At 69.4% G+C, this 10,785-nt stretch carries 11 protein-coding genes; 7 read left to right on the top strand and 4 right to left on the bottom strand.

The genetic code is table 11. The features are described 5' to 3' along the window. Positions 1 to 238: 238 nt before the first annotated feature. Genes MTBUT4_RS18430 through MTBUT4_RS18440 form a run of 3 tightly spaced genes read right to left on the bottom strand, consistent with a single transcriptional unit; the run spans position 239 to position 3,581 of the window. On the bottom strand, positions 239 to 793 hold the full coding sequence (locus tag MTBUT4_RS18430; protein ID WP_173981175.1) for a type II toxin-antitoxin system antitoxin SocA domain-containing protein: 555 nt from the start codon (positions 791 to 793) through the stop codon (positions 239 to 241). 40 nt (positions 794 to 833) lie between these two features. Then, positions 834 to 1,934 (bottom strand): pyridoxal phosphate-dependent aminotransferase, encoded by a 1,101-nt coding sequence (locus MTBUT4_RS18435; protein ID WP_173981187.1) that lies wholly within the window; start codon positions 1,932 to 1,934, stop codon positions 834 to 836. Positions 1,935 to 1,985: 51 nt separating this feature from the next. Next, positions 1,986 to 3,581: a gamma-glutamyltransferase gene (locus tag MTBUT4_RS18440; RefSeq protein WP_254434930.1), complete on the bottom strand. Its 1,596-nt coding sequence runs from the start codon at positions 3,579 to 3,581 to the stop codon at positions 1,986 to 1,988. On the opposite strand from MTBUT4_RS18440, the gene MTBUT4_RS18445 reads away from it, so the two are divergent. After that, on the top strand, positions 3,574 to 4,947 hold the full coding sequence (locus MTBUT4_RS18445; protein ID WP_173981177.1) for a M48 family metalloprotease: 1,374 nt from the start codon (positions 3,574 to 3,576) through the stop codon (positions 4,945 to 4,947). The two genes, MTBUT4_RS18440 and MTBUT4_RS18445, sit on opposite strands and share 8 nt — an antisense overlap. A 71-nt stretch (positions 4,948 to 5,018) precedes the next feature. After that, complete coding sequence (locus MTBUT4_RS18450) at positions 5,019 to 5,816, top strand: DsbA family protein (RefSeq protein ID WP_173981178.1); 798 nt, start codon at positions 5,019 to 5,021, stop codon at positions 5,814 to 5,816. Positions 5,817 to 5,871: 55 nt separating this feature from the next. Here MTBUT4_RS18450 and MTBUT4_RS18455 read toward each other — a convergent pair whose 3' ends face one another. Further along, positions 5,872 to 6,279: a hypothetical protein gene (locus tag MTBUT4_RS18455; protein ID WP_173981179.1), complete on the bottom strand. Its 408-nt coding sequence runs from the start codon at positions 6,277 to 6,279 to the stop codon at positions 5,872 to 5,874. An 87-nt stretch (positions 6,280 to 6,366) separates the two neighbouring features. Here MTBUT4_RS18455 and MTBUT4_RS18460 point away from each other — a divergent pair, with 87 nt between their 5' ends. From MTBUT4_RS18460 to MTBUT4_RS18480, 5 genes are all read left to right on the top strand, one after another. Next, a complete protein-coding gene (locus MTBUT4_RS18460; RefSeq protein WP_173981180.1) occupies positions 6,367 to 6,675 on the top strand; it encodes an STAS domain-containing protein in 309 nt (102 codons plus the stop codon). A gap of 12 nt (positions 6,676 to 6,687) precedes the next feature. Beyond that, positions 6,688 to 7,053 carry a response regulator gene (locus tag MTBUT4_RS18465; RefSeq protein ID WP_173981181.1) on the top strand — a complete coding sequence of 122 codons (366 nt, stop codon included), beginning with the start codon at positions 6,688 to 6,690 and terminating at the stop codon, positions 7,051 to 7,053. Positions 7,054 to 7,084: 31 nt separating this feature from the next. Next, the gene (locus MTBUT4_RS18470) at positions 7,085 to 9,223 is read left to right on the top strand and encodes a chemotaxis protein CheA (protein ID WP_173981182.1); all 2,139 of its coding nucleotides are present in this window, start codon (positions 7,085 to 7,087) and stop codon (positions 9,221 to 9,223) included. A 93-nt stretch (positions 9,224 to 9,316) separates the two neighbouring features. Continuing rightward, a complete protein-coding gene (locus MTBUT4_RS18475; protein ID WP_173981183.1) occupies positions 9,317 to 9,793 on the top strand; it encodes a chemotaxis protein CheW in 477 nt (158 codons plus the stop codon). Between the two features lie 15 nt (positions 9,794 to 9,808). Continuing rightward, positions 9,809 to 10,785 (top strand): methyl-accepting chemotaxis protein (locus MTBUT4_RS18480; protein WP_173981184.1); only part of this gene is annotated, 977 nt, incomplete at its 3' end.

Raw genomic sequence — 10,785 nt, forward strand, 5'->3', positions numbered from 1 at the left:
GCGCGCCGCGAGGTGCGCTTCGCGACAGCGAAAGCGCTGGTTTCTCCAGGTCTTGGGCGCGCCGACGCGCGCCGCCCTCACCCCGGCTCGCTGGCGCTCGTCCCCCTCTCCCGCAAGCGGGCGAGGGGGGCAATTGCCAGCCGAAATTTAAACCGGACAGCCGTGGATCAAGTCCGGGCATGACGGCAATGGGTATGAGGACGCCAAACAGGCGTTTTCCACAGGCTGCTGATCCCCCCTACTCCTTGCCCGGCTTCAGCGCCTTCGGCGCCCAGGCCTTGACCGCAACCGGCCGGCCGGTCTGCGAGCGCATCACCCTGGGCCGCGCCACATCGGCGGCGTTGGGCATGCCGTGGCGGGCGGCGGCCTCACCGGCGTAGAACTTGATCATGGCGTCGAGCGGGATTTCCTCGTTGGGACCCTTGGCCATGGCAGCGGCCACCGCCGGATGCTCGGCCAGCTTGCGGGTCAGCGAATCGGCGCTGAAATTGCCGAAGCGGCGCCAGATGCCGTCCAGGAAGGCGACCACCTGGTCGTTCAGGGTGTTGCCCTCCAGCATGGGCGGGCGGCCATAGGCGAAGGCGTGGAAGACGGTGGGCTCCACCGGGCCGAGGGCATCGACCACGAAGGTGGCGGGCATCAGCTTGCGCCCGGGATAGGCCACCGAATAATAGGCCTGGGCCAGGAACAGCAGCCGGTGCAGCTTCTGCGGCTGCAGGTATTCCCGGTCGTTGAGCGCCCGGTCGGTCAGCCAGATCACCACATCCAGGCAGGACTTCACCGCGAAGGCCATGCGTCTCTCCTCGTGACGGCGGCGATCATACCACCGGCGGCTATTTGCGCCACGCCCTCAGGCGGGTGACCGCCTCCGTCATCTGCTCCGGCGTGCCGGCGAACGAGAAGCGCATGGTGCGGTGGCCCCGGTCGGGATCGAAGTCGATCCCCGGGGTCGCCGCCACCCCCGCCTCGGCCAGCATGCGGCGGCAGAATTCGGGACTGTCCTCGGTCAGCGCCGCGATGTCGGCGTAGAGGTAGAACGCCCCGTCCGACGGCGCCAGCCGGTCGAAGCCGGCCCGCGGCAGGCCGTCGAGCAGGATGTCGCGATTGATCCGGTAAGTGGCCACCCGGGCGTCCAGCTCGTCGGTGCAGTCGAACACCGCGCCGGCGGCGATCTGCGACAGGGTGGGCGCCGAGATGAACAGGTTCTGCTGCAGGCATTCGACGGCGCGCAGCAGGTCGGGCGGCACCACCATCCAGCCCAGCCGCCAGCCGGTCATGGCGTAGTATTTCGAGAAGCTGTTGACGATCACCGCATGGCCATCCGCCCCGGCAACGGTGGCGGCGGGCGTGCCGTAATGGATGCCGTGGTAGATCTCGTCGGCCACCAGCCGCACTCCCCTGCCCTCGCACCATGCCGCCAGCTCGGCCACCTGCGCCGCCGACAGCATGGAGCCGGTGGGGTTGGAAGGGCTGGCCACCACCACCCCGTCCAGGCGGCCCTCCACATTCTCCAGCGCCGCCGCGTCCAGTTGCCAGCGCGAGGCCGGGCCCACCGGCACCGTCACGCATTCGATGCCGAGGGCCTTGAGGATGTTGCGGTAGGCGGGATAGCCCGGAGCCGCCACCGCCACCCGGTCGCCGACCTCGAAGGCGGCCAGGAAGGCGAGCAGGAAGCCGGCCGACGAACCGGTGGTCACCACCACCCGGCCGGGATCCAGCGAAACCCCGTAGACGTCGCGGTAATGGCCGGCGATGCGGGCGCGCAGGTCCGGCAGACCCAGAGCCTCGGTATAGCCCAGGGGATGCCCGGCCAGCGCCGCCTGGGCCGTCGCCAGCACCCGCGACGGCGCCTGGCCCGAGGGCTGTCCGACCTCGAGATGAACCACGTCCGCACCGGCCGCCTGCAGCCGGTTGGCCTCGCGCAGCACGTCCATGACGATGAACGGGGCGATGGCGCCCCGGGCGGCGACCTTGAACACGTGTCCCTAATCCTTGCCCACCACCGTCGCCATGCCGAAGCCGCGCGGGTCCGAGGCGGCGCGGCAGTTGGTGAAACTGGCGCGGCCGGAACCGCAGGCGAAGGCGTTGACGCGGGACGGCATCTGGGTGGTCTTGACCTCGTGGCCGCGCGCCGCCAGCGGCGCCGGGTCGGCGGCGAACTCGCCACTTTCCACCGCCACGAAATCGGGCTGGCCGGAATGGTGGACGCGCGGGCTGGCCAGCGCCTCCTCCAGCTTGCGGCCCTCGACATGGGTGGACAGCACCGCCTGGGCCAGGGCGGTCGGCGCGGTGACGCCGCCGCTGGCGGCGGCGCCCAGGCGCACCTCGTTGGAATTATGATTGACCACCAGCACCGGACCCAGCGCCGGCGGACCGGCCGGGCCGGGGGCGGCGGCCAACACCACGCCGGTGCCGGGGGCGACCTTGCCGGCGCCGAACAGGCCATAGGCGGTGACGTTGCAGGCCACCGCGCCGCCATAGGAATCGAGCGCCACCAGACTGGCCGCCGGCAGCGCCTCGGTCGGCTTGTCGGCCTGGACCGGGGCGTGGCGGCCGCTGTCGAGTCCGGCCATCAGCGCCGCCACCCGTTCCTTGGCCACCAGGTTGCCGGCGCGCTCGTTGGGCCAGCCGTGCGGCTGCATCCAGTTGCGGCGGTCGGCGAAGGCGCGGGCGGCGGCCTCGGCCAGCAGATGCGGACGCTCGTCGGCGCCGGCGCGGCTCCAGCGATCGGCCAAAGCGGCGACGATCTGTGCCGCCACCGCGCCCTCCACCGCCGGTGGCGGCGCGAAATGCGCCACCTCGTCGCCGACCTTGACGGTCAGGGCGTCGCGGTAGAGCGGTTTGAGGTCGCGCAGATCCTCAGGCGTCAGGGTGGCGCCTGCACGGGTCGCCGCCGCGGCGAAGTCGCGCGCCGCGACGCCGACGTAGAATTCGCCGGGGGCACGGCGGACGCGCGAGATCACCGCGGCCAAGTCGTGCTGTTCCAGCACCTGGCCCTCGACCGGCACCTTGTTGCCGGGCAGGAAGACGGCGCGCGCCGCCGGGTCGGCCGCCAACGCCTGGCCGGCGCGGGCGAGGTCGGCGGCAAAGGCACGCGACACCGGCACGCCGAAGCGGGCCAGCCGTTCCGCCTCGCCCAGCAGGCTTTCCCACCGGAGCCGGCCGTATTTGGCGTGCAGCGCATAGAAACCGCGCACGTTGGCCGGCACCGCGGTGGCCATGCGGCCCTGGGCGGCCGAGGGCGGCGCGATGAATTCCACCACCTCGGTCTTTTTCTTGTCACGATCATGGACTACACAGGTACCGCCGCCGCCGAGACTGGCGGTTGACGGCATGGTCACCGCCATCGTGAAATACATCGCCACGGCGGCATCGGCGGCGGACCCGCCGGCCGACAGCACGTCGCGGGCAACGGTGGCGGCCCGGGGCTCGTCGGCGACGGCGATGCCGCCGAAGCCCTTGACGTAGCCGACGCTGCCGACCGGCTTGGTCTCGCCGCAGGCGCCCAGGGCAGAGGCGGCGGCCAGCGTCAGGGCGAGAGTGGCGGCGCGGCGAAACGACGGAGTGGACCTGGTGTTCAAGCGTGTCTTCCTTTTCGCTCTCGTGAGCCTGACCCTGGTTGCGGCGCCGGTCGGCGACGCCGTCGCGCAGCAGCGCGGCAAGCGCAGCTTCATCCGCGATGCGGAGGTGGAAAATACCATCCGCGCCTATGCGACGCCACTCTTCCAGGCCGCCGGTCTCACCCCCGACGCGGTGCGCCTGCACCTGATCGTCGACAACTCGCTGAACGCCTTCGTCGCCGGCGGCCAGAACCTGTTCGTCCATACCGGCCTGATCATCCGGTCCGAGACTCCCGAGCAGCTGATCGGCGTCATCGCCCACGAGACCGGCCACATCGCCGGCGGCCACCTGGCCCGCATCCAGGACGCCATGGGCAACGCCTCGACCGAGGCGCTGGTGGGCATGCTGCTGGGGGCCGCGGTGGGCGCCGCCACCGGCCGCGGCGACATCGGCACCGCCATCGCCATGGGCGGCCAGCAACTGGCGGTGCGCGACATCCTGACCCACACCCGGGCCGAGGAATCCTCGGCCGACCAGGCCGCGGTGAAGTACCTGGACGCCACCGGGCAGTCGGCGCGAGGCTTGGCCGAGTTCTTCGACATCCTGGGCGACCAGGAACTGCTGGTGGTGGCCCGCCAGGACCCCTATGTCCGCACCCACCCGCTGACCCGCGACCGCGTCAATTTCGTGCGTGACCACGTCGCCCGCTCGCAGTTCAGCGCCGCCCCGCCCCGGCCGGAATTCATCGAGATGCACCGGCGCATGCGGGCCAAGCTGTTCGCCTTCCTGGAGCCGCCGTCGCGCACCTTCCAGCGCTACCGCGACAACGACCCGGCCATCGAGGCCCGCTACGCCCGCGCCATCGCCGCCTACCGCAAGCCCGATCTCGACGCCGCGCTGCCGCTCATCGACGGCCTGATCGCCCAGCGCCCCGACGACCCCTATTTCCACGAGCTCAAGGGCCAGATGCTGTTCGAGACCGGCCGCGGCCGCGAGGCGATCGAGCCCTACCGCAAGTCCGCCGCCCTGTTGCCCGACAATCCCCTGATGCACATCCAGCTGGCCCAGGTGCTGGTCGAGCAGGAGGACGACCTCGCCTTGCTGGACGACGCGGTCAGGCACCTGAACACCGCGCTCCGCCAGGACGACACCAGCGTCACCGGCTGGCGCCTGCTGGCCATCGCCCATGGCCGTTCCGGCGACGAGGGCATGGCCGCCTTCGCCATGGCCGAGCAGGCGCTGCTGGAGAACCGCCCGACCGACGCCGCCTTCCACGCCGGCAAGGCCGAGCGCCTGCTGCCCAAGACCGGAGCCACCTGGCTGCGCATCCAGGACATCAAGGAGCGCGCGTCCCAGGCGGCGGACGAGAAAAAGCGGCGGAGCTAACACCGGCCTTGTCGGCCCGGGGCGGTTCCGCCAATATGCCCGCGCCCCGCTTTCCAGGAGTTGCCGACCCGATGTTCCGCAAGTCTTTCGCCGCCGCCCTGCTGGCCACGGCCGCGCTGGCCTCGACCACCCTGGCCTCGGCGCCCGCCGCCGCCCAGGAGGACCAGACCTTCAACGCCAAGCAGACCGAGGCGGTCCGCAAGATCGTCCGCGACTACTTGATGGAGCACCCCGAGGTCATCGGCGAGGCCATCGAGGCCCTGCGCGAGAAGATGCGGGCCAAGGCCGAGACCGACGCCAAGAAGGCGGTCGAGGCGCGCAAGGACGAGCTGTTCGCCTCCCCCGACGACCCGGTGTTCGGCAACGTCAAGGGCGACGTCATGCTGGTCGAGTTCTTCGACTACAACTGCCCCTACTGCAAGACCGTGCTCGACCCGATGATCGAGGCCGCCAAGGCCGACGGCCGCGTCAAGGTGGTGTTCAAGGACATGCCGATCCTGTCCGAGGATTCGGTCACCGCCGCCCGCGTCGCCCTCGCCGCCCGCAAGCAGGGCAAGTACGACGAGGTCCACCGCGCCTTCATGAAGTTCCGCGGCAAGCTCGACGACAAGGCCATCTACCGCCTGGCCGGCGAGGCCGGGGCCAACGTCGAGCAGCTGAAGAAAGAGATGATGGCGCCCGAGATCGAAAAGCAGTTGCGCAAGAACGTAGAGCTGGCGCACGCGCTCGACATCTCGTCCACGCCCACCTTCGTGGTCGCCGACAAGGACGGCAAGACCGCGCGGGTGCTTTCGGGCGCGCTGGAAGGCCCGATGCTGCGCCAGCTGTTCGACCTGACCCGCAAGGGCGGCCGAGTGTCGGCGAACTGAGCCCGACTTCCATAAGATCCGGGCTTGACGGCGAAGGGGCGGGGCGACCCGCCCCCTATTGCCGCTTCAACTTCTTCACGAAGACCCAGTAGGTCCCCAGGATCGGGCTGATCTTCAGGTGCACACGCAGCTTGTAGGTCAGGCGCGGCACGGCGCAGTCGAACACCAGGTTCAGATTGCCCTCGGCGACGCCCGCGCGGAAGCCGTCCGCCACCACCGGCCAACGGGCCAGTTCGCCGAAGAAATCGCGGCCGACGATGGAGCCGCGCCTACCGCTGCCGTCATCCGGCTCGGTGTCTTGGTGCGACACCACCTTGCCGTCACGGTCCAGTTCGGTGGCACCGAACGGCAGACGGGAGACGTCGTCCTGTGAATAGGCGGCAAACGGGTTGTCAATGTCGTCCTCGCCATAGGCGAAGACGGTCATGTTCCACGGTCCCGCCTGTGTGATCGTCGTCGGCATCCGATGAACTTTTTCTTCGGCACTTACCCCGGGCTGGAATTTGCCGTATTATACGCGGCTGGTCCACAGGGAATGTTGAGCCCCCGCATGAAGATCAACGACGATAACGGGCGACTGGTGATCGACCTACCCGCGGTTCTTGACCTGCCGGTCGCGTCCGAGCTTCGCGACCTTCTGCTGGATCTTGCCTCGCGCGACACCGCGGCCGAGATCGCGGTGGGCGGAGCCGGGGTCGAGCGGGCCTCCACCGCCGCCATCCAGGTCCTTCTGGCCGGCGCCCAGGCGCTCAAGGCGGCCTCGCGCCGCCTCGAGCTGGAGGCGCCGTCGGAACCGCTGATCACCGCCTTCCGCCACCTTGGCCTCGCCAACGACCTCAACCGTATGATTACCGCCTGACAGGGGAAAGACATGGGCAAGTGCGTTCTCGCCGTCGATGATTCCAAGACCATGCGCGACATGGTGTCGTTCACCCTGCGCGGGGCCGGCTACACCGTGGTCGAGGCCGAGCACGGCGTCGCCGCGCTGAAGGTGCTGCAGGGCCAGAAGGTCGACGTCATCATCACCGACGTCAACATGCCCGAGATGGACGGCATCACGCTGGTGCGCAAGGTGCGCGGCCTGCCCACCCATGCCGGCACGCCGATCCTGATCCTGACCACCGAGAGCGACCAGTCCAAGAAGGACGAGGGCCGCGCCGCCGGCGCCACGGGGTGGATCGTCAAGCCGTTCAGCCCCGACAAGCTGCTGCAAATCGTCGCAAAGGTGTGCCCGTAGGACAGTCACCCCAAGCGGGAATGAGGGCGAGATGACCGACGACCAGGGCTATGATCTGTCGCAGTTCAAGGCGACCTACTTCGAGGAATGCGCCGAGCTGCTGGCCACCGCCGAGGAGACCATTGCCCGGCTGCAGGACGGCATGGCCGGCGACGACGACCTCAACGCGGTGTTCCGCTGCGTCCATTCCATCAAGGGCGGCGCCGGCGCCTTCGCCTTCGACGACCTGGTCCACTTCGCCCATGTCTTCGAGACCGCGCTGGACGCCCTGCGCTCGGGCCGCGCCGAGCTGTCGCCGCAGGTGGCCGACATCCTGGTGCGCGGCACCGACGTGCTGGGCGATTTCGTCCGCGCCGCCCAGGACGGCAGCACGCTCGAGGCCGACCACGGCTCGGACGTGCTGGCCCACCTCAATGCGCTGATCGGCGGCGGCGCGCCCGTGGCCGCCAAGCCCGCTGCCGCCAAGCCGGCCGCGCCGGCGGCGGCGCCGGTCACCCACGCGGTCTGGCGCATCGTCTTCACGCCGCGGCCCGGCATGCTGCGCACCGGCAACGACCCGTTGCTGATGATCCGCGAGCTGGAGACCCTGGGCACGCTGACCATCCAGGCCGACACCGCCCACCTTCCCGCCTTGGGCGACATGGACCCGGCCGAATCGTACTTGTCCTGGACCTTCACCCTGGTCACCGACAAGGGCCGCGCCGCCATCGACGAGGTGTTCGAGTTCGTCGCCGGCGACAGCGCCGACGTCGGCATCGAACCGGCGGGCGAGGAAGGCGAAGGCTGGGGTCTGTTCGAGGCCGCTCCGGCGGCCGCCCCCGCCCCCCCCTCGGGCGGCGAGGAGGGCGACGGCTGGGGCCTGTTCGAGCCCGCCCCCGCGGCCGCTCCGTCAGCCGCCCCGCAGGCCGCCGCGCCCAAGCCCGCCACGGCGCCGACGGCGGCGCAGCAGGCGGCCGGCGGCGGGACCGGCGTGCACACAGCTTCGATCCGCGTCGATCTCGACAAGATCGACCGGCTGGTCAACATGGTGGGCGAGCTGGTCATCACCCAGGCCATGCTGGGCCAACAGGCCAGCGGCTTCACCGTCGAATCCCATCCCGAGCTGATCCAGGGCCTGCAGGAGCTGTCGCACCACACCCGCGAGCTGCAGGAAAGCGTGATGGCCATCCGCGCCCAGCCGGTCAAGGCGCTGTTCTCGAAGGCCCCTCGCCTGGTCCGCGACCTTTCGTCGAAGCTGGCCAAGCAGGCCAAGCTGGTGATGAGCGGCGAGAACACCGAGGTCGACAAGACCGTCATCGAGCAGCTCTCCGACCCCATGACCCACCTGATCCGCAACGCGCTGGACCACGGCATCGAGACGCCGGAAGAGCGCATGGCGGTGGGCAAGCCGGCCGAGGGCACCATCCACCTGGGGGCCGAGCACCGCTCGGGCCGCATCATCATCGAGATCACCGACGACGGCCGCGGCATCAACCGCGCCCGGGTGCTGGAGAAGGCCATCGAGAAGGGCCTGGTGGAGCGCGGCCAGCAACTCACCGACGAGCAGATCGACATGCTGATCTTCGCTCCCGGATTCTCCACCGCCGCCGAGGTCTCGGACGTGTCGGGACGCGGCGTCGGCATGGACGTGGTGCGCAAGAACATCCAGGACGTGGGCGGCCGCGTGGTGGTGCAGTCGACACCGGGCGCCGGCTCGCGCTTCATCCTGTCGCTGCCGCTCACCCTGGCAGTGATGGACGGCATGCTGGTGGCGGTGGGCAACGAACGCTACGTGCTGCCGCTCACCAACATCGTCGAATCCTTCCGCCCCACCGCCCAGCAGGCCCGCAGCCTGGTCGATGTCGGCGACGTGCTGACCTTGCGCGGCCAGTACATCCGGCTGCTGCCGCTGCACGGCATCTTCGGCATCAGGGGTGCCATCACCGACGTCACCCGCGGCCTGGTGGTGGTGGTCGAGACCGAGGGCGGCGACCGCATCGGCCTGCTGGTGGACGAGCTTCTGGGGCAGCAGCAGGTGGTCATCAAGTCGCTGGATTCCAACTACCGCCCGGTCGAGGGCATCTCGGCCGCCACCATTCTGGGCGACGGCCGCGTCGCCCTGATCCTTGATGTCAGCGCGCTGCGGCACATGGCAGGCCTGGCGGCGGAGGCCGCCATGGCAGCTCAGTAGAAAAGGCCGGCGGGCCATTCACAAGTTAGCATTCACGGCGGAACGACCACAGTGGTAGATTTCCCCCACCAAACAGCTTAAGGGGGGGGCAGGATGCAGAGCCCGGCCGGAACCGACGGCGTCCAGCAGTTCATCTCGTTCACCATCGGCGACGAGGAATACGGCGTCGACATCATGGCGATCCGCGAGATCAAGGGCTGGACCGCCACCACCGAACTGCCCAACACGCCCACCTACCTGCGCGGGGTGATCAACCTTCGGGGGGCCATCATCCCGATCTTCGACTTGCGCGCCCGCTTCGAGGGGCGCCTGACCGAGGCTTCGGCCCGCCACGTCATCATCGTGGTGGCAGTCAGCGACCGGGTGATCGGCATCCTGGTCGATGCCGTCGCCGACATCATCACGGTGTCCTCGGCCGATATCCAGCCGGTGCCGGAACTGGAGCGCAACGAGCACGCCTCGTTCCTCACCGGCCTCGTCACCGTCGATGGGCGAATGGTCGCCCTGCTCGACCTCCACCATCTGTTCGACCTGGACCTGGCGAGTCACGCCACCGGCGTCGCCGCCTGATCAGGGGGGAAAATCATGTCCGCGAAAACTTCCGGTTTGACCGTCAAGGGCCGCATCTGGGGCGGTTTCATCGCCGTTCTCGTCCTCCTCGCCGTCGTCGCCGTCCTGGCCTTCCTCGGCTTCAACAACACCGGGGACAGCGTCGCGCGCATGGGGCGCACCGCCAACCTGACCTCCGTCGTCCAGCAGGTGGAACGCGACGTGGTCGGCCTGCGCCGCAACGTCGTGCTCTACGAGGCCAACGGCTCGCCCCAGCAGGTCGCCCGCATCCGCGCGCTTGAGACCTCGCTGCGCAAGGACATGCAGGACTTCATCGCCCGCACCGCCTTCCCCGACCAGAAGGCCAAGGTCGAGACCATGCTCGGCATGTTCGAGGCCTACATGGCCAACTTCAACAAGGTCGTGCCGCTGCGCGAGGAGCGCGAGAAGCTGGTGCGCGAAGGCACCGACGTGCTCGGCCGCGACACCTCGGCCATGTTCGCCGCCCTGAACGAGGCCAAGACCAAGGAGCGCGACTTCGACACGCTGGTGGTGGTGTCCGCAAGCCAGGACCGCTTCGTGCAGGCCCGGCTCGCCGTCCTGCGCTTCCAGGGGCGTGAAGAGCAGAAGGATGCCGACACCGCCAACAAGCTGATCAACGACGCGATGGCTGCACTCGAGACTGCCGCTCAGGCCGAAACCCACCCCGCCGACAAGGCGGAACTGCTCAAGCTTGTTGGCGCCATCCGCACCTACCGGGACACCTTCGCTCGCCAGGTCGAAGTGTTCAAGGCGCTGCACAATCTGGTCGGGGTCGAGAACGCCCGCATCGCCGGCGAGTTCGGCGACCTGGCCAGCAAGACCCGCGAAATCCAGCTGGCCAAGATGGCCGAGGTCCGGGACGCAACCGATTCCTTCGTTGACACCCAGGGAATGATCTCCCTGACGGTGTCGGCCGTCGCCATGGTCATCGGCCTGTTGGCCGCCTTCGTGATCGCCCGCTCGATCCTCAA

Origin of the sequence: Magnetospirillum sp. UT-4 (assembly GCF_902729435.1) — a bacterium.
Classification (GTDB): Bacteria; Pseudomonadota; Alphaproteobacteria; order Rhodospirillales; family Magnetospirillaceae; genus Magnetospirillum.

What these genes read in the sequence shown, in the direction of transcription:
- MTBUT4_RS18465 (WP_173981181.1), top strand. Translation starts at nt 6,688, where the DNA reads ATGGGCAAGTGCGTTCTCGCCGTCGATGATTCCAAGACCATGCGCGAC.
- MTBUT4_RS18450 (WP_173981178.1), top strand. Translation starts at nt 5,019, where the DNA reads ATGTTCCGCAAGTCTTTCGCCGCCGCCCTGCTGGCCACGGCCGCGCTG.
- MTBUT4_RS18455 (WP_173981179.1), bottom strand. Translation starts at nt 6,279, where the DNA reads ATGCCGACGACGATCACACAGGCGGGACCGTGGAACATGACCGTCTTC.
- MTBUT4_RS18460 (WP_173981180.1), top strand. Translation starts at nt 6,367, where the DNA reads ATGAAGATCAACGACGATAACGGGCGACTGGTGATCGACCTACCCGCG.
- MTBUT4_RS18470 (WP_173981182.1), top strand. Translation starts at nt 7,085, where the DNA reads ATGACCGACGACCAGGGCTATGATCTGTCGCAGTTCAAGGCGACCTAC.
- MTBUT4_RS18475 (WP_173981183.1), top strand. Translation starts at nt 9,317, where the DNA reads ATGCAGAGCCCGGCCGGAACCGACGGCGTCCAGCAGTTCATCTCGTTC.
- MTBUT4_RS18430 (WP_173981175.1), bottom strand. Translation starts at nt 793, where the DNA reads ATGGCCTTCGCGGTGAAGTCCTGCCTGGATGTGGTGATCTGGCTGACC.
- MTBUT4_RS18435 (WP_173981187.1), bottom strand. Translation starts at nt 1,934, where the DNA reads ATGGACGTGCTGCGCGAGGCCAACCGGCTGCAGGCGGCCGGTGCGGAC.